This window comes from Pseudomonas sp. NPDC086112 (assembly GCF_044746425.1).
GTDB lineage: Bacteria > Pseudomonadota > Gammaproteobacteria > Pseudomonadales > Pseudomonadaceae > Aquipseudomonas.
In genome coordinates this window covers 67,881-89,963 of record NZ_JBIVCD010000014.1, presented here as the reverse complement: position 1 = coordinate 89,963, position 22,083 = coordinate 67,881, and the positions used below count along the sequence as shown (strand labels likewise).

The window sequence follows — 22,083 nt, the reverse complement described above, 5'->3', positions numbered from 1 at the left end:
TGCTGCGGGCCAGGTCTGGCCGTTGATCAAGCCGGGACGGTGTCTTGCCCCGCTGGCGGTGGCTCTGTGTAGACGCGAACATCCCCCAGTCTCCTTATCGTCGACTTGGGCAAGGTCGGCGCATCTAGCAGAATCGAATCAATGCGCTTGCGGATGTCAAAAACGATTGGGCCAAGGATAGCCTCGTCCTTGCCACTGGCGATTTCGTCCTGAATCTCACGCGATATCGCCCCGAGTTTCTCCGCGGTGTCTTTGTGCCCGGCAGCCCGGGTGTCAAAGTTCAGGAAGGTCTGAACCGAACTCAACACCAGGGTCAGAAGTGACAGGACACCGGCTACGTATTGGAGCCACACGGGCGAGGAATCACTGATCGAGCCAAAGACGCTGGCGCTGACGATCGCCGACAGCACCACGCAGGGAATGCCCAGTTTCCAGCTGAATTTCTCGAAATCCCGGGCACTGATTTCATGTTCAATCTGCAACCGAACGATCATGCGATTCCATTTGGTCAGTAGCTCGAGCCGGCTCATGGTTGCAGTCCTTGGCAGGGGGATTCAGAGGAATATTAGCTTCTATTTGGCCACCTGGTCAGGGTTCAGAGACAGGACGGCGCTGAGGCGCCAGGCCTTCTTCCTCTCGGAGTTGGCGGCTCATATCGTCGCAGCTTTGCGACCAGGTTGTCAGCCACGGCGACATCTCGGGTGACTGTTCAGCCAATCCCAGCTCCCGGACAAACTCGGCAGGTGCGACCGTGCCTTTGGCCGCGCGGAACAGCCCTCGCATGATGACGACGCCAACTACCCGTCCTTTGCTCACGAAGCGGTGTTCCATAAAGCTCCACTTATCGTCCCAGCCGAGTATGCGGGTATGAATCTCAAACGATTCGAACAGCTTCAGCTCCCGCCGAAACTTGCCCCAGGTATCCCCAACGATCGGCACAGCTCTATGGCGCAGGGCCACTCGATAGGCACTGCTGCGCAGGACGAAGTCCATGCGGCCTATGTCAGCCATAGTGAAATAACGGCCATTGGTGACGTGCCGGTTGAGGTCAAGATCGAGCGGCCAGACGCGCATGCGGATGATGGTAGTGGCCAGCCCATCAACCGGCTTGCGCCATGGGCGACGAAACAGCATCAGGAACAGTCGAAACCAGAGATTCATAAATACGCCGAGGGCTGAGTAGAGCGGTGCACTTTAGGACGGAGAAATCGGATAAGGTAGGTGCACAAATGACTTTTTTCATGCGAAAAGCGCAATCTGGATCATTCATTCATGCACGTTACTTTGCTACTGGCTGATCAATGTTCCGCCGCCAGCGCCACCTTGGCGCTGGAGGTGCTCAGTGCCGCCAACCTGTTCGCCGACACCACCAGCGCGCCATTTGATGTAGTCGTCGCCTCTTTGGATGGCGGTGACGTCGCCGCGTGGGGCGGGCAGACGCTACGCGTGGACCGATCCATCGACGAAGTCTGTCGAACCGATCTGGTGGTGATCCCGGGGTTCCTCTTCACCCTGAAGGATGCCTTGCCTGCATTTGCAGGTTATGGGCCGTGGTTGCGCAAACAGCATGCGCAAGGTGCCGTTGTGGCTTCAATGTGTACGGCGACGTTCATGCTGGCCGAAGCGAGAATGCTGGACGGTATTCGTGCCACCACGCACTGGGCCTTTGCCGATCTTTTTCGCCGTCGATATTCCACGATCTGTCTGGAGGAGGAGCAAATCCTTTGCGAGGATAATCGCGTCATCACCTGCGGGGGCGCGAGTGCTGCCATGGATCTTTTGCTGCACCTCATCCGTCGGTTCGCTTCATTGGAGCTGGCGCAGAAGTGTGGCAAATATTTGTTGGTCGACAACGTGCGCAGCGAGCAATCGGTCTATGTCATGTGGTCACTGCCGAAGAACCATGGGGATGGCGATATCTTGCGAGTACAAGATTGGCTGGAGGATAACTTCCATCAGCCACTGTTGATCAATGACGTGGCCCAGCGATTCGGGTTCGGCGTCAGGAACTTCAAAAGGCGTTTCAAGGAAGCCACTGGTTATACGCCGCTAACCTACCTGCAAGCGCTACGCGTGGAGAGGGCAAAGCAGCTTCTTGAGTCGACACGAATGACGCTGGACAGCATCACTTACAAAGTCGGTTACGAGGATGGCAATTCCTTTCGCAGGCTTTTTCGGCAGCGAGTGGGCCTGCTTCCAGCGGCTTACCGAAAGAAGTTTCAACCGGGGGCGAGCTGAGCTGCTATCAATCGCAGGTATTCCGCTCAGGAATGTCCCCATAAAAATCATGAATTTTCTTTATGGCATCGGATCTCGTAGCGTGTCTGCTCACCCTATGGAGATGTCCTCGTGAATGATTCCCGCCTGCGCCTGTACGTTGATGCTCAATTCACCAGCCCCTATGCCATGTCGGTTTTCGTGGCGCTTCGCGAAAAGGGCATCGAGTTCGAATTGAGCCCGCTGGACCTCGACGCGTTCGAAAACCAGGCAGAAGACTATGCCAGCCTCTCGCTGACCCAGCGCGTACCGACGCTGGTGCATGGCGATTTTGCCTTGTCTGAATCGTCGGCGATCACTGAATACCTGGAAGACGTTTTTCCTCAGACGCCGGTTTACCCACAAGAATTGAGGCGGCGCGCGAAGGCACGACAAGTCCAGGCGTGGCTGCGCAGTGATCTGCTGCCCATCAGGCAGGAGCGATCCACACTGGTGGTGTTTTATGGCCTCAAATCAGCGCCCTTGTCGCCCGCTGCCGAGTCGGCAAAGCGCAAGCTGATCGGTGCCGCACAAGCGCTGCTGGTTGACGGTCGCGAGTACTTGTTTGGGCAATGGTCGATCGCCGATGTGGATCTGGCCTTGATGCTCAACCGGCTGATACTCAACGGCGACGCCGTGCCATCCGCACTGGTGGAATACGCCCAGCGTCAATGGCAGCGGCCTACGGTGCAGGAGTGGGTCAAACTGCAACGTCCTGCGCTGTAGCGGTGTGAAGTCAGGTCAATGGCGCTCAATAAATTGCACGATGACCTGATTGACGATCTCCGGATGCGTAATGGGCCCCATATGACCGAGCCCCTCGAGTTCTACCACTTCAACGTTCGGCAGTGTGCCGGTCAGCAGCCGCGCCACTGCCCGTGACGATGCCGGTGAATCCTTGCCGACCATGAAAAGCACCGGCAGGTTGAGCGAGCGGAACGCCTGTAATGGCGTCGGCTCGTTCAACAGCGCGTGAGCCCAGCCCTGCACATTGGCCACCGCGGCGGCGATGGAAGGCTTGCGTTGTTCCGGGGTTTGCTCCCAGGCCCCGGCACCCATCCAGTAGTCAATGAAGTGCCGGGCCGCTGCGTCCAGGTTACCCGCTTCAAGCGCGAGCCCGGCGTTTGCGACGACTTCACGAATGGCATCCGCCTCATTGGGTGGGGGCGATTCGGCGTCGAGCAGGGCAAACAATGTCGGCTCATACAAAGCCAGAGCGCGCACCCGGCCGGGGTTCTGCAACGCCGCGATCAACGCCACCGCCCCGCCATAAGAATGACCGACCAGAATGAGCGGTTCGCCGGCACGGGCGAGTACCGGTTCGGCGAAGCGCGCTTCTTCACTGAGGGTGACGATTCGATCGGTGGGCCACGCCGGGCTCTTGCCGGCGCCAAACGAATCGAGCGCCAGAACCCGAAACTTTGCGGCCAGGTGATCTTGCAGTCCACGCCACTGCACCGAGTGACTCGCATTGGCATGAAAGCAGACAATGCCCGGTCCCACGCCAGCGTCCCGATAAAAGGGTTTGACGGGTTTCATTCTGGCTCTCCTGCAACGACGTTAAAGGGACGAAGAGGGTTATAGATTAACTTCAAGGCTTCGGTGTAGCAGCCAGTCATGATGAAATAGCCGCCCGTTTTTGCTGTCAGCAACACCTGATTGGGAGCACCACATGAAAAATGCCGCCGTACTTACCTTCGCCTTGATGCTCACTACCGGGTTATTCAGCATGCAAGCCGAAGCGGCGGGGGATGCTGAAGCCGGTCAGAAACTGTTTAACCGTATCTGCGGCGGCTGTCATCAGGTAGGGACTTCGGCGCGGGGCTCTTTTGGTCCGCAACTCAATGCCATCTTCGGACGCCCTGCGGGAAGCACGACGGACTACCAATACTCATCCGCGATGAAATCATCAGGCCTCGTCTGGACTCGCGAAACACTGACCGCCTACATCGAAGCGCCAAAAGAAGTAGTCCCCGGAACCCGGATGATTTTCTGGGGCCTCAGCGATCCGGAGAAGATCGAAAACCTTTTGGCCTACCTTCAGGCATTTCAGCCGCAGTAATCGGTGCCTTATCAACCCGTTTTTGGATACCGCATAAAGTCTGTACAAGTGATATCAATGAGCCACTTCATCCGTTAAAGTATGTGCCGCCCGAGAGATGGATCCCGGGTATTTCTAATGGAGTGACTCAGTGAATTACCTCAGCAAAGTAGTTGCCGTAGCCGTGTTCGGTCTGGTTCTGGCGGGTTGCACCGGCACCCCGATGAAGACTCAGCAGTACGACAGCAACCAGTACACCGTTGTCGGCCACAGTGAAGCGACCGCCACTGGCCTCCTGCTGTTCGGTCTCATCCCGATTCAGCAGAACAACCGTTTCATCCGCGCTCAGAACGCTGCGATCAAAGCCCGTGGCGGCGACGCGATGATCAACACCCAAGTGCAGGAAAACTGGTTCTGGGCTTGGGCTCTGACCGGTTACACCACCACAATCTCCGGTGATGTGATCAAGCTGAAAACCGTTCAGTAAGCGACAGGCTCAGCCTTTGTGGCGAGCACGCTTGTGGCGAGCGAGCTTGCTCACGCTGGGCTGCGTAGCGGCCCCAAAAAATCTGACAGCAACTGCCGATTTTTGTGAGTACTACGCACTCAAGCGCGAGCAAGCTCCCTCGCCACAGGTTTCTCACTCATTGATCGCACCTCACCCCCAGGCTTTTCCGAGCTCCTCAAGACCCGCGTCTTGCAGGTTCTGCGCACTCATGACCACTCGGAATTTGCAGTTGGCCTGGAAGTTGAGAAAGAAGGGTTCCGCATAGCCGGGAATCTCGGAAGGGTCTTCTACATCGATCAGAAAAATCCCACTTCGCATTCCATCCTGCTCAGTGAAATAAGTCGCCTCCGGCTTAATGGTTTCCAGCACGCGGTTCATGATTTCGCCGATTTCCCCGGACCTGACAAGCGCGTTGAAAGGCTCATGGGGAAACTCGACCATCAGTAGCATTTTCATTATTCGATACTCTGTTGAGGTGGCGTGCTCCTTACCCGGATCCTTACTCCTGACGATGATGCCGCAAGCCGGGCGTTCAGCCGTGCCAGCGGTGGTGTGTGGTTAAGAATAGCGAAGGGTTCGAGGCTGCCGGGGCAGAGTTACGGACGGTCGTTCTTGATGAATCGGCGGCGAGGCCTGGTAGCGGCAGGGTGTGTAAGCCGCAACGTTACGGTTACCCAGGCAGGTTTGCCCGGTGTCTGTTCTTTCGAAAAGGTTAGAGGGTGTCATCATGATGTCATCGAACGAATGGCAAGCTCCTCGCAAACCGTCTTGAGCGCTCAGACGGAACGCCGTCTGCGGGCTGATGCATTTGCCAGGAATCCCCCTATGAAAGGAGACGCCTCCCTGTTTGCGGCCATTGATTTGGGGTCCAATGCGTTTCGCATGATGATCGGCCAGTCGGTCAGGCGCAATCAGGGGTTCATGATCCAGGAAGTGAAAACCTTGCGAGAGCCTGTCCGTTTGGCGGAAGGATTTCAGGGAGGGGCGCTGGACGAGTTGGCGCTGGATCGGGGATGGCAAGCGCTCGCGCGATTTGGCAAAAAACTGCGCGGCTTTGAGGCTGGTCGCGTGCGGGCAGTGGCGACCAGTGCCGTCCGCGAAGCCGATAATGCCCAACTTTTTCTGGCCAGCGCGGAGCGGCACCTGGGCTTTCGTATAGATGTCATCTCTGGGCATGAAGAGGCGCAACTGGTGTACGCCGGTGTTGCCCATACGATACCCAGTACAGAAAGTTTGCGCCTGGTCGTGGATATCGGCGGCGGCTCTACTGAATTGATCCTGGGGCAGGGCACTCAGCCTCTCTTGACCGAGAGCATTGCCATTGGCAGTGGCACTTTTGGCGCGCGTTATTTTCAGGGCGGCTGTATATCGACGAAGGCGCTCCTGGAGGCCGAGCGCGTGGCCACTCTGCAGTTTGAAAAAGTTAACCGTCGTTATCGCGCGCTGGGTTGGCAGCAAACTATTGGCTCTTCAGGTACTGCACGGATGCTGGCCAAAGTGCTCAAGGCCAATGGCTTGAATGACAATGGTCAAAGCGGTATCACCTATGGCGGCCTGTTGCGCTTATCGTTGCGTCTGCTGGAAGTGGGGCATGTTAAACAACTCAAATTGGCGGGCTTGCCACCCCATCGCCTGAGTATCTTGCCCGGTGGCCTGGTGCTCATGCTGGCGGCGTTCAAGGTATTCGGCATCTCGCACATGAGTCCTTCCGAACCGGGACTAAGGCTGGGCGTTCTTCATGGCCTTATGTCCAAACACTAAATGACTGTTATAGGCAAAACGCTGCTGTAAAAAGAATTGTTATTTAGATCAAAAAGAATGTCACTGTGAAGACCCGTCAGCGATGCTCGAGTACCAGCGCTGACTATCTTTGATGATCCCGTCGGGCACTAAAAACGCATGAAAAAACCCGGCTGATGAGGCCGGGTTTTTTGGTTGAGTGTTGCGGTAAAGCCACTCATTCATGCCGCACGATTCTGAATCAAACGATCCGAACCACCTTCAGCGACGCGGTTCTCGATCAGACGATCCGAACCACCTTCAGCGACGCGGTTTTCGATCAGACGATCCGAACCACCTTCAGCGACGCGGTTTTCGATCAGACGATCCGAACCACCTTCAGCGACGCGGTTTTCGATCAAACGATCCGAACCACCTTCAGCAACGCGATTCTCGATCAGACGGTCCGAGCCACCTTCAGCGACGCGATTCTCGATCAAACGATCCGAACCACCTTCAGCGATGCGGTTCTCGATCAAACGATCCGAACCACCTTCAGCGATGCGGTTTTCGATCAGACGATCCGAGCCGCCTTCAGCGACAACCGGGTGAGTAGAAGACGTGGCAAAAGCGTTAACTGCAAAAACCGAGAAAGCGATACTGAGGATGATTTGGCGTTTCATGATGGTGTGCTCCGGGGTGTTATTGGTTGGGTATGGAGCGGATGTTACGCCGAGGATTTTTTATGAGAACTTCATTGACGTGATGGTGACTATCGATGCCAGCAATGGTTGAAACGTAGTGGGAAAAAATGCCAAGTCCACGTCGCGACGAAGCCGAGTGCTTCTTTCCTCTGGTGCGCGCCGCGTTGCGGATCGACCGGTTAGTCGCGTTCGGTCATAGCGTCGGCGGGGCGATGGCAGCAGTTTGCGCGTCGTTGTATCCGCACAGCTGTGAAGCGCTGATCACCGAGTCGGCCCAAGCGTTTGTTGAAGACCGGACGCTACAAGGTATTCGGATTGCCAAGGGGCAATTCGAAATGCCGGGGCAGATAGAGCGACTTCGGAAATACCACGACGACAAAGCGCAATGGGTGCTGTCGGCCTGGACGGAGACCTGGTTATCGGAGGCCTTCAAGGACTGGACTATCGAAAGCTGTGTCGCCTCGATTCACAGCCCGCTGCTCGCGATTCATGGTGCGCAAGACGAGTACGGATCAGTGCTGCACCCGGCGCGTATCGCCAGGCTGACGACGGCGGCCAGCGAATGTTTGATCCTCGAGGATTGCCATCACGTACCTCATCGGGAGATGCCGGAGACGATTCTGGAGAAGGTGAGCCTGCATCTTCGGAGTGTGTAAAGAACCACTTACTTCAGCGTGAATGTTGCTTTTAGCGGCATGACAACCTTACGCAAGTTGTCTTTGAGGGTGATTTCCAGCGTCCAGATGCCTACGGGATCGTCAGGCTCGCCGATGAAACCGATCACGGGGGCGGCGAGATACATGTTGTTCGGATCCCCGTTAAGGCGCCCTTGAAAACAAACGGCATCTCGCTGATTGATCGATTCTGTACCGTTCGGCCTTGTGGCTTTCAAATCGCACGTGATGTTGGCTTCGTGATTGGCATTCAGCTTCGGGTTTGCAAAAAACGTAAGCGCGAAGATCCTTTCACCTCGGGTGACTATTTTGGCTTCGGTAAATACTGGAGTGGTTTCGGCCGGCGTATTCCACTTTTTCTCCCAATCGGGATCGGAAGTGATTAACAGCGAGCCACCAAACTCTCCGATGGTTCGTCTTGATTCAGTGTCCGGGATTGGTTTGCCGTTTGAATCCTTCCAGTAGCCGGCCTGTGCACTGGTCCATGAAAGAGAAATCGCGATGAAAACGGTGAGCAATCGACGGTTCATGAACGACTCACTCTCAATAGACGATGGAAATGGCGTAATGCCTATGTGAAATGCCTGCTCCGCTTGAGTGTAGCGGCAGAAAACGCGCTTACACGAACAGGTCATAAGACAGTTTGCCGATCAGGATCACCAGCAACACCAGGAACAGAGTCCGGACAAAGGGCACGCCTTTATGAACCGCCAGCCACGTGCCGGTCAGCGCGCCGAGGATGTTGAATGCCGCCATGGGGATTGCGATCAGGTAGAGCACGTTACCCGTCGGAATGAAGAATATCAGCGCCGCTACGTTGGTCGCGATGTTCACCAGCTTGGCCGACGCCGAGGCATGAAGGAAGTCGAAGGCGAAGCAGCGGATAAACAAGAAGATCAGGAAACTGCCAGTGCCAGGACCGAACAGTCCGTCGTAGAAGCCGATGGCGCCGCCGATGACGATCGCCAGCAGTTTCTCCTTGGTACCGATGCGCATGGGTTTGTGCAGGGCGCCGAAGTCTTTTTTCCAGAAGGTGTAGATCGCCATCAGCACGATCAACACCAGCACCGCTGGCCGGATCATCGACTGGGGCACGAACGACACCGTGGCCGCTCCGAAGAAGGCCATGACAAAGGCCGAACAGGCGGCGGGGATCACCAGCCCCCAGTCGATCACCACCTTACGCACGAAGGACCGGGCCGCGAATGCGGTGCCGCAGGCTGCCGCGACCTTGTTGGTACCCAGCAGCGCCGCCGGTTGTGCCGTGGGCAGCACGTTGAACAACGCGGGTATCTGGATCAGTCCGCCGCCGCCCACCGCCGCATCGATCAGGCCGGCGGCGAAGGCGAACACGCAAAGGATGACAATATCGATCATGAAATCAGGCTCTGACGTTGAAGGGGGGTGAGCGTCCGGCGGCTTCTACGTGTTTCATCGCATCGGCTTGCCTGCGTCCTTGAGCAGGAAGGTTAACGGAAGGGCTTTTTTTGTGTTGCAATGCCACGTTGTGAAAAGTGCAACGAGGTGGCGCATGGCATTGAATATGTTGGGGGAGCTTGAAGCCTTCGCGACGGTGGCTCGCAAGCGCAGTTTCATCGCGGCGGCACGTACTCTGGGGCGCTCCCCCAGCGCGCTGACCCGTGCCGTTCAAGCCCTGGAGGAAAGTGTCGGGGTCAAGTTGTTCAATCGCTCCTCCAATGCAGTGAGCTTGACCGAGGCGGGTGAACGCTTGTTGCCCCACGCCTACAAAATGCTGGATCTGCAACGTGAGGCGGATGAAGACCTGGCCGGTCTCAGCGGCCTGGCCTACGGCTGGGTCCGCTTTTCCGCCCCCGAGTTTCTCGGACACGGGGTATTGCCCCGGTTGATCGCGCAGTACAGCGAGCGTTATCCAGACGTGAACGTCGATGTGATTTTCACCGATGAGCTCATCGACCCGGCCAAGAGCAAGCTGGACTTCTCGATTCGCGGCGCGTTTGCGCAATCGAGTGACCTGATTGGCTATCCACTCTGGAATTATTCACGCTACCTGTATGCCAGCCCCGGGTATCTGGAGCGGTACGGGATGCCCGACTCCATCGAGGCGCTGGAGGCGCACTCGCTGATCCTGCACACGGCGCCGCGGATTCTCAAGGAGTGGAATTTTCGCAGTGAAGAGCGGGCCATCAGCTTCCGGGTTCATCCAAAATTTCGTTTCAGCTCCGGTTTGGCGGTGTTCCAGGCGGCGCTGGCGGGCGTCGGGATCGCTCGACTGGCGGACTGGATTGCGGAGCCCGAAGTGGAAGCGGGGCGCCTGCTGCGGGTCTGTCCCGAGTACAAACTTACCTCCAGCGGCGGTGAAAGCCCGCAGATGCACGCGGTTTACCCGGCCGGGAATTTGCCGCTGCGGGTGAAGTCGTTGTTGGAGGTGATCCGTGGTTTTGGCGACAGCCTTGGTCGAAAGCATGACGCCGTATTGCAGCATGGTATTGAGCGTGTGGCAGCGCTGTGCGGCCATTCTGTTGGTCGAAAAGTTTTATGAGTGAAGCAAGCACTACCTTCGAACCTAACCGGAAGAAGCTCATGATCAGGGTGTTACCAAAGAACGAACTCAAGGAGCTTTCGGTGAAAGCCGAAGCATACGGTTTAACGCTGAGTGATCTTGCCTCCACTTGCGACAAGTTCGGTATTGCACCGCAAGATGTGCTGAACGAGCTGTCCGTCGCGGTTGCGGAGGGGTATCTACAGGGATCTTTGATCTATGATTTTTGCGACGGTGTAATGAATGGGATCATAAATGCCGTGGTTGAAGTGGGTATGACTGAGGATATGCCTCAGCCCGCTTTCTCGCTTTACCAAGCGTTCGATCAAGGTGAATGGATCCGCAGTAACGACCCACCGGAGACTGACCCCAGTGAGAAATACACGAAGCCGGTGGTCCAGGAAATAATGCGTGCCCTTAGAGGCTAGCTTTCACAGTGGATCGAACGTCCGCTCTTGGCCGGTTCTGTTGAAAAAGTCGGTCTGCCCAAACTGCCTGATCATTGACTGATGAAAACGCCTTTTTCGCACGCGGCTACGTGAAATCCGAGTCCGGAAGCCTCTGCCAAAAGTAAAGATTTCAATCTCGGACGCGTACTTTTTGGATGCGCAAACCATGGCCGACTTTTTCAACACAATCGGCCGATTACTGACCTTCGCGACAGGCAGTAATCGGCCAAATGGGGATATCTCGTAGATGTCAAAAAGCTCAGAGCCGATTCAAACTGCTCGACGAAAGCCCCGAAAACTGGGCTTCTGAGGCGTGACCAACTCGGCGATTTACTACCGAATGCCTACCCTGTGACTACGCAACCCTTGTCCGCTCCCTGTTGACAGCTGTAAAAAACCGGGCTAGTTACAAAGCAGGATTTAACAACTCAAGCGATAAAGGAAATCGACCATGAGTATCAAACCTGGCCCTAAAAGAACAAACGAAGATGGCACTCCGGACAAGAGGCAGAGAGTCACGCCCGAAAAGCGGAAAGATCATCCAGACCTGAAACCCCATAAGCATAAAAAGGGGGAGTAGGATCGAAAAGCAGCTCCCGAGAGCTGCTTTTTTATTTGTGTATGAATAGGCCTGTCCGTCATCACCGCAATCATCTTCATACGTTATTCCGCCGCCCTGAGCGTGTTGATCTGGACTATGAGCGTTGAAGTATCGGCGATTTCCACGAACAGGTCATAGGCCTCTAGGTAGAGGTATGTATTACTTGTCTTCAGGGCGTTATTGGTGACGCAAGTAACCTTGCGGGCCATGCCTTGCAATGAGGCGACTGTTTGTGTGGCAGGAAGGGATTCACCTACCGAACACTCAAATTTCTGCACGAATGGTTTGCCATTGCTCTGAGTGAAGTGTTTGCTGTAGGCGATAGCACTCCCGGGTTTGAGCTTTTGCCAATCGCCATCCAAGTCGATGTTCGTGAGGGTGTTTTGCTGATTGGTTTTTCCCGCGAGTTCAGTGCTGCTTGTCGCGGCAAGTTCGATCATCCCGCGCCAGCGCAGGCTCACACGCTGGCTGCCCAGTGCCCCCGTCGCTTGCTCGCGCCATATGCCGCGGGCCGGGCCCGGTTGCAGATACAAGTCCATTGGGTGGTCGTTGACCACGGCGCGCGGCACGAGCGGGGAGCTAGCGTTGTACGTGAACTGCAAATGGCTGAGCGTGTGGGTCGCTTGTCCTTGAGGCAGGGCGCTGACCTGTGCCAACAATGTCGCCGGTAGCTCCGGTGTACGCATGTCCGGCGGTAATTTTTGCCGAGTGGCTGGCGTGGCGAGTTTCGCCAGGTTGGCGGGCTCGGCGCACACAGCGCCAATTAGCCGGGCGCGTTGCTCTTTGTCCAATGCACTGTCAATTGGCTGAACAGGCGGCGGCAGCAAGACCTGATCGCCTAAACGATAAGCCAGGCGGATGCTGGCTTGGCGGGTAGCACAGTCCACCTCGAGACGCTCGAACTGGCGGCCGTAGGGCTTCCCTTCGCTTTCGTCCAGACGGGTGCGCCCAAAGTCGATGCCTGCCCAGATCGAACGTCGGGAGTTCTCGATGGCCAGGGTGCCCGGGTCCAATAACAAGAGGTCTTCGCTGTCACCGGGAAGCTGCTTCCAGGCGCTGTCCCGGACCGCGTGGCACATCTGCTGAGCGATGTTCCGTGCCGTGTCTGCTGGCAGAACATAAGGGCTGCTCCACCTCTTTGCATCTCGATAATCCATGGCTAATGTCAACGAATCGCAGGCCGCGAAAAGCCGGGCCTGGTTGGCTGGCTCGGTGCCTTCAGCCGGTACGTCAACCATCACTAAGGCAGTTTGGGCGAGTCTGAAAGTGCTATCCAACGGCAGCGGCCGGGATTGTACCCGGGTCGCCATGGCTCGATTTTTCGCCTCGCGCGCGACAGCCTCGCGCTTATAGTAATCGGCCATCCCGTTGCCTTGCAGGGCACAACCCGTCAGGGTCACAGCGATGGCGGCGCCCGCCAGGCGAAATAGAACATTCACTGCAAACAGCTCCTTGGCACCCCCGGAATTCATCGCGATAGCGGGCGCGTACTTTGTAGGGTAATTGAAGTTTTGACGTTATTTGCGGCGTGGCCGAGACAGTGTCCCGTGGTAGTCGGAGGCCAAGAAATATCGAGGAAACTGTATTCCGAGTTTGTGTGGGAAACTCATGGACGGTCTTTCGTCGGTATCTGAGTATCGAGCCCATCTGAAATCGGCTTAACAATCAAAAACTTTAGGGAGGGGGGAGAGGGCGAACCTCAAAAAAGACTTCTCTGTTCTCTCCCCGGCGGACGGGGCAACGATTCTACCTACTGACGTTCAAGCTTCAGCCAGAGCCGCCGACAATGACTGTTTGCCATTTTAAATTCGGCTAACGGCTCCCGCCTGTAATACTCAATGGACGACCCCCAATGCTCAAATGCTTACTACCACTTGTTGTTGTCTTGTCCCTGACTGGCTGCTCAAGCAATTCGCAACGCCAATACACAGATCAGGTCCAGTCCAGCAATACACCAATCGCTCATTCATTCCAGGAAGCCATTCGCCAGTCAACGGCCACTCCACTGCCGATCAATCGTGGCCTGTTTCCGGTGCGATGGGAGATCAGCCCAGCAGAGCCACGCATTGTCATGGAGACGCAGCAAGGCAACTACCGACTGTTCAACTTCCGTTTGCTCAAGGGCCAGACCTACGTGATCAATGTCAGCTCAATGTGCAACAACATGTGCATGGGGTTTGCGAAAAGTGCTCTGAAACCCAAAGCAGTGGTGCTCGATGCTCAAGGTAATATCGTGGCTGATAATTTGGTCGGCCCCAATGCTCTGGCAATTGAATGGTCCGGCGTCGCGCCCGCCGATGGCACCTACTTTTTGCTGATCGCTGCGGATAACCGAGCCCCGGGGGAGCAGGTTTCTATCATCAACACACCGATAGCAGGGTACCCAGGTGTGAATATGCCGATAGGTATGTCAAGCGCGCCGTTCGGCAAAGTCATCGCTTACGTCGAGTTTCCGAACGAACCATAAGAGGGGCATGAGCCAATGCCGGCACTTTACCCTGCCTCTCTCCTAGCATGATGGGCCGCCCGCACCAATGCAAAAGGTGCCGGACTTTCGTGTTGAATAGGAACTGCAGTTGAACGAACAGGCATTGTCCATGCGCCCCGAGCGCGTCGCGGCGCATGTACCAGCGGGTGCGCGCCTGGCCGGTATCGGCTCGGATCACGGCTACCTGCCGGTGGCGTTGATGCGCCGTGGCTCCATCGCCATGGCGGTGGCCGGCGAGGTGGCATTGACGCCATTGCGCTCGGCCGAACGCACCGTATGCCTGGCCAATGGCCTGGCGGCGATCGAGCCAGAAGACGGGATCACGGCGGTCAGCATCTGCTGCGCTGGTACGACCCCAGCGTCCTCGATGCCGCGCACTACAAAGTCAGCGACAACGGCCAATTCAACGCCGCAACTGCCATGCTGCAAAACCCCGATGTCGGCGCCGTGACGCTGATCGACATCATCCTCTTCCGGGACGCTCAAACCGCAGAACAGAACATCGCGCTCTGGGCTCACGAACTAAAACATGTGCAGCAGTATCAGGAATGGGGGGTAGAAGGATTTGCCCAGCGGTATACACAAGACTTCAATGCTGTGGAGGCGCCGGCTTATGCCATACAGGCTGAGGTCAGACGGTGGGTGCGGGAAGGGACTTACTGAAGAGTTGCGAAGCGGCCTGTCACCGAGGGGAGTTATCGACCGAATGCAGACATCAGTAGCTATCGCAAAGGTTAGCGAATCAGAATGCCCGGACTGACAGCAAACGAATCGTATGTCTGAAAAGGGGGGAGGCAATTGAAATTAAAGTTCAGCCACGTGGATGTTCTCGTCGAAGACCTTGAAGAAGCGTGCAGGTATTACGCCCGAGTTTTCAGCGCCAGGATCTCAAAGACACTTGATTGGCAGCGCGACGGTTTGCATGTGCGCTATGCGATCGTCATGTTTGGAACGGAGCGCCTTATGTTAGTGCAACCGTTTACCGGAAATCTCAGGGCGCTGATGGACTCCAACGGCGAAGGCACGATCTATCGTCACTGCTATTCCACACCAGACATTGAGGCAGCGTACGACGAATTGATCGATGCAGGAGTCCAGCCGGAAAATGAGAACGGAAAACCACTGTCCCGCGATAATCTGCAATCGCCAAGTGGGACACGCATAATTTGGTTACCGAAACGCTTTGGGCATTTTTCTATTGAGCTGCTTGAAGAGAAAGAGCTGGAGGCATTCATTAAGGATGCATTTGCCGAGGAGCCTGCACAAATCTTCTAAACGTCATTTCCATTGCGCGGTAATTTAGTCGTCCGCACAGATAAACGCTGAACCAATGGAGCCTTCCGTGGATAGACGCAACTGGATTGAGCTGTCCCAGGACGCCGATACCGGGATTGAATCGATTCGTGCCCATTTTCAGGGCCATGCCTACGATCCGCATTGGCATGACAGTTTTCTGGTGGGGGTCACCGAGCAGGGCGTGCAGCAGTTCAATTGCCGGCGCGTTCGCCACCTCAGTACGCCGGGCAAGGTGTTCATGCTGGAACCGGGGGAAATCCACGATGGGCATGCGCCGACCGAGGAGGGGTTTACCTATTCGATGCTCTACCTCGATCCGCACTGGCTGGAGCGGGAGTTGCACGCGTTGTTCGAGCATGCGCCGGCCAACAGTCAGCCGGGTTTTGCCGACACCCTGAGCCAGGATCCGCGCCTGGCCACTGCCATTTTTCAAGCCTTCCACGCGCTCCATGAGGGCGATTTGCGCATTGTGCGCCAGAGCGCCATCGACACCTTGTTGGGGGCGCTCACTGGCCACCTTGATTGGCGCAAGCGTCAGGCTTTTGATCCGCGCCTGCCGTGGGTGGCCCAGGTTGCGCGTGACTATTTGCATGCCCATGTCTATGAAGACATTGGGCTGGATGATCTGGCCAAAGCCTGTGGTGTTGATCGCTTTCGTCTGACGCGGGCCTTCAAGGCAGCCTTTGGGCTGGCGCCTCATGCTTATTTGATCCAGCTGCGCCTGGCCAAGGCGCGACAGCTGCTGGCTCGGGGCGAGTCGCCGGCGCAGGTGGCCAGTGCCCTCGGGTTCGCCGATCAAAGTCATATGGGGCGCTGGTTCCGCCGTGCCTACCAGCTCACACCCGCGGATTACCGCAAGCGCTGCTCAAACCTTCCAGACTGAATTTCGCTGATCCGCGACCATGGATTCCTATCTGATCAAGGAGTCCATGCCATGGAATCGTTGCTGCCTTTCCTGCTGTTTGCGTTCGTTGCCTCGATTACCCCGGGGCCGACCAATATTCTGGTGTTGAGCCACAGTTCGCGGCGGGGGCTGGGGGCCACACTGCCCATCATTTTTGCTGCCTGCGGGGCGGCGGCGCTGATTGTGTTTGCGGTCGGGCTCGGCGTGGGCGAAACGCTGCTGCGGTTTGCGCGTGTACAGCAGGCAATGGCGTGGGCCGGGGTGCTCTGGTTGAGTTGGCTCGCCTGGCAGATCTTTCGAAGCGCACCGCCGTCCCTGGCCCCGACCACCTCGCGCGACGAAGGTGTCAGCGTGTTCGGTGCCGCCACCCTGCAATTGGTCAACCCCAAGGTCTGGATGATGGCGGTGGCGGTAGTGAGCGTATTTGTCGGTGGCGGTGACAAGACCCTGCGGCTGGTTGTGTTGTCGCTGATATTTTTGTTGGTCTCCGTGCCCTGCATGACCCTGTGGGCGTTGCTCGGCGTGGGCAGTGCCCGGGCTTTTGGTTCGCCGCAGGCATTCAAACGCATGAACACTGCACTGGCTTGTTTGCTGTTGGTGTCGGCCTGGTTAACCGTGCTGGTGTAGGTCGTTGACTGGGCCGGTCGCTTGAATCAGCAACTGGACCCCGCATGGCTTCAAGCGGGCGCATTTATGGATTGGCGCATCCCTGCGCCAAACAACCGGTGTTAGCGCTTGATCAGCGAAATCTTGGTTCCTTCGATGCTGATCCCGGCCATCAACCCCTGCTGGTCGAAAATGAACGCGTAGGCATCGTGCTTCACGGTCGTGCTGGACAGATTCTTCGCCACCCCTTCATCAACCATTACAACGGTGGGTCCTACGCCGACTTCCCAACCCTTGGATTTGCGTATGTAGTCCACGGCTTTGTCGGTCATCAGGAAAACCGCATAGCCATACGACTGGGCACCTGCTTGCAGCCCCCAGGACCCGGTTACGGAGTTGTAATAATTCTCTACTTTCTTGTCCTTCAACAACACGCCTTCACCATAGCTGCCGCCAAACACAAGGCCCGCCTTGATGATTTTCGGGAAGACAAGAATCGCTTTGGCGTTGTGCGAAATGCTTTCAGCAAATGGTGTGGACTTGTACAGAGTTTGCAACGCTTGCCGAGAGTCGACATCCAGATCCTCGGCAGTTGCCGCACTAGCAGTGTTCAAGAAGCTGGCCGATGCCAGTGTCGCAAGGACAATCGATAGGCAGAACCGCATTGACTGAGTCATGTTAGTACTCCGATACGGGAGCATTGGATATGAGCAGCAGTCAGCACTTGCCCCTCGGAACAATCCGAGCCTGCTGAAACTATCCGGCGCACCCTAAAATATGTGAGCTACTGACTTCGCCCTTGAATGAGGCCTTCGATCATTGGCGACGTCATCACCTGCTTTGACCTCTGTGTATCAGCCGGGTTCGTTGTCAGAAACTGCGATGACCTAAAGTAGATAGAGTTAGTTCTATGGAGTGGCCAACTGTAAAAAAAACGGACGCCTGTTAAGACGCCCGGTTTCCACAACGACTGGGTTGTTATGCAGTGAATCAGATTTCGGATTGATGAGCCGCCCAGTGTTTCATCTCTTCGGCAATGAAGTGGTTCACCAGGTCGCTGTACATCTTCTCGATGGCATCCGGGCTCAAGCCCTCGGTCTCGGCCCACTCGCGACGTGTCGCCAGCATCGCCTTGAAACGCTCCGGAGCACGCACCGAAGTTGCCGAGGTCTTGAACTTCGAGGCCGCCAGGACGTACTGAAAACGCTTGCCCAACAGCTTGATAACGGCGTGATCAAGGGCATCGATTTCGCGTCGGATGTCCTCCATGCCTTCACACTCTGCGGGTTGTAATTGATTGATGACTTCCATGTAAGTGACTCCGTTTGCTGAAAAAGATTGTGAAGCACCTCTCAAACACCGCCATATTGATACACCGTCGCACTCCAATATTGGCTGCCATTACGTTTTTGCCGAGTCCATCCATCTGCCACCAGTTGTTTGGCGATCATTCGATTCATAAAGCCATGACCGAGCAGTAGAACCGGTCCTTCGCTGGCAGCAAGGGACTGAAGTCGTTGAGCTGCCGTGCTGGCGCGCATCCTGGCAGTGGCGACGGATTCGACGCTGCGTGAGTAACCGCACAACCATAAAACACGAAGGATAAATGCCCAGGTAAACGGCGATAGCCGTGGCAGTTTCCAGCGACCATAAGGCAGCTGCGCTTCACCGAAAAGTGCGTCGACGAGGGTGGGTTTCAGGCCAAGAGCCTGGACGGAAGTCAGCGCACGAGGCGCGTTGCTTGAGACAATCACCGTGGCGGTTGCGGCGAGCTGCATGCTGGCATCCGGGACGGGCTGGCTGGTGATTTCGGATCGGTTGTAGTGTTCGATCCACTCTTTCATATCGAGCGCTGACAATTTATCGGTTGCGACCAACTTTGGCTGACCGTGACGCATCAGGATTATTTTCCTACTCACAGAATGTTTACGTCCTTGTCCTGGTATGCGGTGAATGTGGAGCTCGACGGTCATCTTATCTGCGAAAGTCAGTCGTCGACCATGACGGATGTGCGTTTTTCAAACCAACCGTGATCGCGGTACCACGCCACGGTGTCACTGAGTGTCAGCTCCAGCGCCCGGAAACTCAGGCCAAGCTCTTGTTCACTCTTGCTGTGGTTGAAACAGGTGCGGTCCTTCTCTCGTATCAACAGGCGCAGTGTGGCCATGCTCAGCAGAATGGGCTTGCCGGTGACACGCGCATAAATCTCCTGCACCGACGCCAAGGCGTATAGGAAGGGCAGCGGTAGTTGTCGAACGGGTGTCTTGACGCCAGCTATGCGTCCCAGAACAGGCACCAGCTCACGCATGGTCATATGCCGACCCGCCGCGAGATAGCGCTCACCGCGCCGTCCATGTCTGGCTGCGGCTATCTGCGCCAATGCCACATCGCGGGCATCGACAACAGAAAAACTGCCGGGGATCAATCCGGGCAATTTGCCGCGCACGACATCGTTGACCAACTGTCCCGAGGAGGTCGGGCCAATGTCGGCAGGGCCCCACATCCAGCCAGGCAAGACCATGCAGGCATGCATTTCGGGATGGCGTTCCAGGAACGACAAGACGACACGGTCGGCGAGGATCTTGCTACGGTAGTAGTCATCCGCGTCGGCGTCGGCCCGCAGGCAAGTTTCATCGATTGACGTGCCGGGTGCGCCGTCGAGCACGGCGATGGAAGAGGTATGGATGAAGCGTCGGATACCAGCGTTGTAGGCCTGGGCAAGCAGGCGTCGCGTACCCTCCACGTTAATCTTTTCGAGTTCCTTCCAGTGGCTGCCGCCCTTGTAGTTGTCGCGAAAGAACGCGGCGGTGTGAAACACCGTATCGCAGCCTTGCAACGACGTTGCAAACGCGTCGACATCGGCCATGTCCCCAACGACCAGCTCCACACCCTGCAAATGCTTGAACTGTTGTTCACCTTTGGCTCTTGATCGAACCAGGGCTTTGACCGCGCAGCCATGAGCGACCAATTCACGCACCAGGTTGTTGCCCAACAAGCCGGTCGCGCCAGTGACGAATGTGCTATGCATAGGTCAACCCTCACGCTGATCGGCTAAAAAATGACATCAACACCGCACTGTCGAAGTAGGCCTCTTCACGGATGGCCAGCCCGTCTTTGAAGGTGAAGTGTGCGGCGTAGTACACGGCAATATGGCGGCCATGGGGTGGAATCACCCGGTCCGGCATCACTAATGGTGCGGTGAAGGTGCCGGTCAGGAAGGCGGTCAGTGCCAAACGATCGTCACTGACGGCAAATGGGCTGAAGGTCAGCTGGGCATCGGGGAAGGCTTCGAGTAATGCGATTTCTCGTTTGCGCATGGATTCGCGACCGGTTTGCATCCCCATCCCATCGAAGTAGATGAAGTCTTCGCAAACCAGCGTAAGCATCGCTTCCACATCACGGCGATTGAAGGCGCTGGCGGCGCGTTCCGCAAAGTCGTTGGGGCCAGTAGTCATACAGTCCGTTCCATTCGTTTCGAGGACGTGTAGATATACCGTTGACGCCTCTGCCGAAAAACAGCGACTGCTGCATAATGGCTTTGCACATTTGCAAATCAGGGAAGATATGAAGCATGGCTTTGCAAGCAAACTGGGACGATCTTCGCCTGCTGTTGGCAGTCTCGCGACGCGGCAGCTTTCTTCAGGCCGGCCAATTGCTGGGGATCGCTGCGTCTACTGTGTCGCGACGGCTGACCCAACTTGAAAGGGCACTGGGCGAGCCACTCGTGGAGCGGGGCGTTGAAGGATGCTGGTTGACCCCGCGAGGCCAATCCCTCGTGGACGTTGCCCTGGCTGCGGAAGCGGGCTTGAGGCGTCAAACCGTTACGGGCATGTCCGAGCCACACACAGAGTTATCTGGCACTGTCGTGGTCAGTGCAGGGGAGGGGTTCTCCTCTTGCGTGCTGGAGGCAGCGAGTCGCTTCACCTGCGCGCACCCGCGATGCTCGGTGGAGTTGCTGATAACAGCCGACTTTCACAAGATCGTCCGCGGCGCCGCAGACATTGCCGTACGCACAGTTCATCTGGGCGAGCCGTCGCTGATTTATCGACCCCTCGACAGGCTCGCTTACGGTGTCTTCGCCGATGCAAGTTATCTGAAGCGGTTTCCAGAAGTGACCCCGGCCACGGCGGTCAATATTGCGTTGCTTCCTCCGCTGGATATGTTGCCGCAACTGTGTGTGGCAAAGGCCGCGGGCCTGGAACGCACCCAGATCAGCGTGAACTCGTTCGCGGCTCAGCTCGAATCGGTGAGGCGAGGTATGGGCGTGGCAGTGCTGCCGCGTATTCTGGCGAAGGACCTGATAGAAGTGTTCCCGGAGATCCAGCTTCCAGATATGGAGGTCTTTCTGGTGACCCGGCCACAGGCGTTGAAGCAGGCTCACATCAAGTGTTTTTTTGTCATTTTGGAGCAGGTGCTGCTGGAAACGCTTTCCATAGAAAGTGTCGAAGGTTCCCTCTTGGGGGGACGCCCCGAAATGGGTGAAGGGTAAATAGATCTTCTCAAATTCAGTGGCTTTGACTTTGCAATCTGGTACGGGCACAGTCTGGCGCTACGTGAGGATGGATGCCTCGGTGAAGCTTAAGGAGAATGCCGTGTTTCCGATCAATATCTGGCTTACCTATACTGCCGCGTGCTTGCTATTGGTACTCGCACCAGGCCCGGACAATCTGCTGGCCGTAGGCCGAGGACTCAGTCAGGGCAGGATAGCCGCTATCGTATCGGGCATGGCATCCGGGGCGGGAATTCTCTTTCATGTGGCAACTGCTTCACTCGGACTGACTTTGCTTATGCAGACGTCTGCAGTTGCCTTCTGGGTCGTCAAGCTCATCGGTGCCGGTTATCTACTTTGGCTTGGCATAAAAGTCCTACGCTCTCGTAGCCTGATTAGCTTCCAGCCAACGACTCGGCAATCACTGCCGAGCATTTTCCTCACGGGATTACTCTCGGCAGCACTCAATCCGAAGCCCGGGTTTTTCGTTCTTGCGTTCATCCCTCAGTTCGTCGACCCACAACGCGGCTCAGTGAGCGTGCAGATGCTGGTGTACGGCATATGGTTCGCCGCACTGACGGCAGTGGGATTCGCACTTATGGGCGTATTTGCCACTGCACTGCCCCGATTTTTGCGTCAGAGGCCACGACTGGTAAATGGCCTGAACGTAGGGGCAGGACTCACCTTCGTTGCTTCGGGAGTATCGATAGCGGCACTCAGCCAAAAATAGGATCAGTATATTGGCGTCGCGGGGCTAAGATTTCAGCTTCGCTGAGCCCCGGTGATTATGAAAGCTGACGACGGGCAACTGCTTCCGCATCAGTGGA

General features: G+C 56.5%; 27 protein-coding genes and 2 pseudogenes. 16 read left to right on the top strand and 13 right to left on the bottom strand.

The genetic code is table 11. The features are described 5' to 3' along the window. Window positions 1-26: 26 nt before the first annotated feature. Both ACIPLA_RS12965 and ACIPLA_RS12960 read right to left on the bottom strand, forming a co-directional pair. Window positions 27-530 carry an SLATT domain-containing protein gene (locus tag ACIPLA_RS12965; RefSeq protein WP_192342661.1) on the bottom strand — a complete coding sequence of 168 codons (504 nt, stop codon included), beginning with the start codon at window positions 528-530 and terminating at the stop codon, window positions 27-29. A gap of 58 nt (window positions 531-588) precedes the next feature. Continuing rightward, entirely contained in the window at window positions 589-1,161 is a 573-nt protein-coding gene (locus ACIPLA_RS12960; RefSeq protein ID WP_401173401.1) for a thioesterase family protein, read from the bottom strand. Between the two features lie 111 nt (window positions 1,162-1,272). Between ACIPLA_RS12960 and ACIPLA_RS12955 the strand changes: the two genes are divergently transcribed. Together ACIPLA_RS12955 and yfcF are read left to right on the top strand one after the other, a co-directional pair. Next, window positions 1,273-2,238, top strand: a complete 966-nt coding sequence (locus ACIPLA_RS12955; RefSeq protein ID WP_218394484.1) for a GlxA family transcriptional regulator — start codon at window positions 1,273-1,275, stop codon at window positions 2,236-2,238. Between the two features lie 111 nt (window positions 2,239-2,349). Beyond that, window positions 2,350-2,982 (top strand): glutathione transferase, encoded by a 633-nt coding sequence (yfcF, locus tag ACIPLA_RS12950; protein ID WP_401173399.1) that lies wholly within the window; start codon window positions 2,350-2,352, stop codon window positions 2,980-2,982. 15 nt (window positions 2,983-2,997) lie between these two features. Here yfcF and ACIPLA_RS12945 read toward each other — a convergent pair whose 3' ends face one another. Then, window positions 2,998-3,795: an alpha/beta fold hydrolase gene (locus ACIPLA_RS12945; RefSeq protein ID WP_401173397.1), complete on the bottom strand. Its 798-nt coding sequence runs from the start codon at window positions 3,793-3,795 to the stop codon at window positions 2,998-3,000. A gap of 133 nt (window positions 3,796-3,928) precedes the next feature. On the opposite strand from ACIPLA_RS12945, the gene ACIPLA_RS12940 reads away from it, so the two are divergent. Beyond that, window positions 3,929-4,318, top strand: coding sequence for a c-type cytochrome (locus tag ACIPLA_RS12940; RefSeq protein ID WP_401173395.1), 390 nt, complete (start codon window positions 3,929-3,931; stop codon window positions 4,316-4,318). Between the two features lie 130 nt (window positions 4,319-4,448). Next, window positions 4,449-4,784 carry a hypothetical protein gene (locus ACIPLA_RS12935; RefSeq protein WP_123493868.1) on the top strand — a complete coding sequence of 112 codons (336 nt, stop codon included), beginning with the start codon at window positions 4,449-4,451 and terminating at the stop codon, window positions 4,782-4,784. Between the two features lie 171 nt (window positions 4,785-4,955). Here the strand turns inward: ACIPLA_RS12935 and ACIPLA_RS12930 are convergent, their stop codons facing one another. Then, window positions 4,956-5,261, bottom strand: coding sequence for a panthothenate synthetase (locus ACIPLA_RS12930; RefSeq protein WP_401173393.1), 306 nt, complete (start codon window positions 5,259-5,261; stop codon window positions 4,956-4,958). A 369-nt stretch (window positions 5,262-5,630) separates the two neighbouring features. Between ACIPLA_RS12930 and ACIPLA_RS12925 the strand changes: the two genes are divergently transcribed. Further along, complete coding sequence (locus tag ACIPLA_RS12925; protein WP_401173391.1) at window positions 5,631-6,566, top strand: Ppx/GppA family phosphatase; 936 nt, start codon at window positions 5,631-5,633, stop codon at window positions 6,564-6,566. Window positions 6,567-6,766: 200 nt separating this feature from the next. Here the strand turns inward: ACIPLA_RS12925 and ACIPLA_RS12920 are convergent, their stop codons facing one another. Further along, entirely contained in the window at window positions 6,767-7,207 is a 441-nt protein-coding gene (locus tag ACIPLA_RS12920; RefSeq protein ID WP_401173389.1) for a phage infection protein, read from the bottom strand. A 128-nt stretch (window positions 7,208-7,335) separates the two neighbouring features. Here ACIPLA_RS12920 and ACIPLA_RS12915 point away from each other — a divergent pair, with 128 nt between their 5' ends. Next, complete coding sequence (locus ACIPLA_RS12915; RefSeq protein WP_401173387.1) at window positions 7,336-7,884, top strand: alpha/beta fold hydrolase; 549 nt, start codon at window positions 7,336-7,338, stop codon at window positions 7,882-7,884. Between the two features lie 8 nt (window positions 7,885-7,892). Here the strand turns inward: ACIPLA_RS12915 and ACIPLA_RS12910 are convergent, their stop codons facing one another. Both ACIPLA_RS12910 and ACIPLA_RS12905 read right to left on the bottom strand, forming a co-directional pair. Next, window positions 7,893-8,432, bottom strand: coding sequence for a hypothetical protein (locus ACIPLA_RS12910; RefSeq protein WP_218394502.1), 540 nt, complete (start codon window positions 8,430-8,432; stop codon window positions 7,893-7,895). A gap of 88 nt (window positions 8,433-8,520) precedes the next feature. Next, entirely contained in the window at window positions 8,521-9,279 is a 759-nt protein-coding gene (locus ACIPLA_RS12905) for a TSUP family transporter (RefSeq protein WP_218394503.1), read from the bottom strand. A 154-nt stretch (window positions 9,280-9,433) separates the two neighbouring features. Between ACIPLA_RS12905 and ACIPLA_RS12900 the strand changes: the two genes are divergently transcribed. Both ACIPLA_RS12900 and ACIPLA_RS12895 read left to right on the top strand, forming a co-directional pair. Next, on the top strand, window positions 9,434-10,423 hold the full coding sequence (locus ACIPLA_RS12900; protein WP_401173385.1) for a LysR substrate-binding domain-containing protein: 990 nt from the start codon (window positions 9,434-9,436) through the stop codon (window positions 10,421-10,423). Beyond that, a complete protein-coding gene (locus ACIPLA_RS12895) occupies window positions 10,420-10,851 on the top strand; it encodes a hypothetical protein (protein ID WP_401173383.1) in 432 nt (143 codons plus the stop codon). The genes ACIPLA_RS12900 and ACIPLA_RS12895 overlap by 4 nt, the downstream gene beginning before the upstream one ends. Window positions 10,852-11,535: 684 nt before the next feature. On the opposite strand, the gene ACIPLA_RS12890 is transcribed toward ACIPLA_RS12895, so the two are convergent. After that, window positions 11,536-12,912 (bottom strand): hypothetical protein, encoded by a 1,377-nt coding sequence (locus ACIPLA_RS12890; protein ID WP_401173381.1) that lies wholly within the window; start codon window positions 12,910-12,912, stop codon window positions 11,536-11,538. Between the two features lie 413 nt (window positions 12,913-13,325). On the opposite strand from ACIPLA_RS12890, the gene ACIPLA_RS12885 reads away from it, so the two are divergent. The 6 genes and pseudogenes from ACIPLA_RS12885 (at window position 13,326) to ACIPLA_RS12860 (ending at window position 16,788) form a co-directional block, all read left to right on the top strand. Next, window positions 13,326-13,940 (top strand): hypothetical protein, encoded by a 615-nt coding sequence (locus ACIPLA_RS12885; protein WP_401173379.1) that lies wholly within the window; start codon window positions 13,326-13,328, stop codon window positions 13,938-13,940. A 109-nt stretch (window positions 13,941-14,049) separates the two neighbouring features. Then, a pseudogene (locus tag ACIPLA_RS12880) lies at window positions 14,050-14,310 on the top strand (tRNA (adenine(22)-N(1))-methyltransferase TrmK); the annotation flags it as partial. Next, a pseudogene (locus tag ACIPLA_RS12875) lies at window positions 14,283-14,624 on the top strand (DUF4157 domain-containing protein); the annotation flags it as partial. The pseudogenes ACIPLA_RS12880 and ACIPLA_RS12875, both read left to right, overlap by 28 nt. Before the next feature lie 135 nt (window positions 14,625-14,759). Next, the gene (locus ACIPLA_RS12870) at window positions 14,760-15,236 is read left to right on the top strand and encodes a VOC family protein (RefSeq protein WP_401173377.1); all 477 of its coding nucleotides are present in this window, start codon (window positions 14,760-14,762) and stop codon (window positions 15,234-15,236) included. A 67-nt stretch (window positions 15,237-15,303) separates the two neighbouring features. Then, window positions 15,304-16,140, top strand: coding sequence for an AraC family transcriptional regulator (locus tag ACIPLA_RS12865; protein WP_008074051.1), 837 nt, complete (start codon window positions 15,304-15,306; stop codon window positions 16,138-16,140). 51 nt (window positions 16,141-16,191) lie between these two features. Continuing rightward, window positions 16,192-16,788: a LysE family translocator gene (locus ACIPLA_RS12860; RefSeq protein WP_218394507.1), complete on the top strand. Its 597-nt coding sequence runs from the start codon at window positions 16,192-16,194 to the stop codon at window positions 16,786-16,788. A gap of 101 nt (window positions 16,789-16,889) precedes the next feature. On the opposite strand, the gene ACIPLA_RS12855 is transcribed toward ACIPLA_RS12860, so the two are convergent. From ACIPLA_RS12855 to ACIPLA_RS12835, 5 genes are all read right to left on the bottom strand, one after another. Then, on the bottom strand, window positions 16,890-17,444 hold the full coding sequence (locus ACIPLA_RS12855; RefSeq protein WP_401173375.1) for a YSC84-related protein: 555 nt from the start codon (window positions 17,442-17,444) through the stop codon (window positions 16,890-16,892). Between the two features lie 313 nt (window positions 17,445-17,757). Next, the gene (locus ACIPLA_RS12850; RefSeq protein ID WP_008074041.1) at window positions 17,758-18,078 is read right to left on the bottom strand and encodes an isochorismate lyase; all 321 of its coding nucleotides are present in this window, start codon (window positions 18,076-18,078) and stop codon (window positions 17,758-17,760) included. A 41-nt stretch (window positions 18,079-18,119) separates the two neighbouring features. Beyond that, the gene (locus ACIPLA_RS12845) at window positions 18,120-18,665 is read right to left on the bottom strand and encodes a histidine phosphatase family protein (RefSeq protein WP_401173373.1); all 546 of its coding nucleotides are present in this window, start codon (window positions 18,663-18,665) and stop codon (window positions 18,120-18,122) included. A gap of 89 nt (window positions 18,666-18,754) precedes the next feature. Beyond that, window positions 18,755-19,795, bottom strand: coding sequence for an SDR family oxidoreductase (locus ACIPLA_RS12840; RefSeq protein WP_401173371.1), 1,041 nt, complete (start codon window positions 19,793-19,795; stop codon window positions 18,755-18,757). A 10-nt stretch (window positions 19,796-19,805) separates the two neighbouring features. Then, a complete protein-coding gene (locus ACIPLA_RS12835; protein ID WP_218394511.1) occupies window positions 19,806-20,222 on the bottom strand; it encodes an ester cyclase in 417 nt (138 codons plus the stop codon). Between the two features lie 116 nt (window positions 20,223-20,338). Here ACIPLA_RS12835 and ACIPLA_RS12830 point away from each other — a divergent pair, with 116 nt between their 5' ends. Continuing rightward, window positions 20,339-21,256, top strand: a complete 918-nt coding sequence (locus tag ACIPLA_RS12830; protein WP_401173369.1) for a LysR family transcriptional regulator — start codon at window positions 20,339-20,341, stop codon at window positions 21,254-21,256. A gap of 103 nt (window positions 21,257-21,359) precedes the next feature. Next, a complete protein-coding gene (locus tag ACIPLA_RS12825) occupies window positions 21,360-21,986 on the top strand; it encodes a LysE family translocator (RefSeq protein ID WP_401173367.1) in 627 nt (208 codons plus the stop codon). Window positions 21,987-22,083 lie beyond the last annotated feature (97 nt).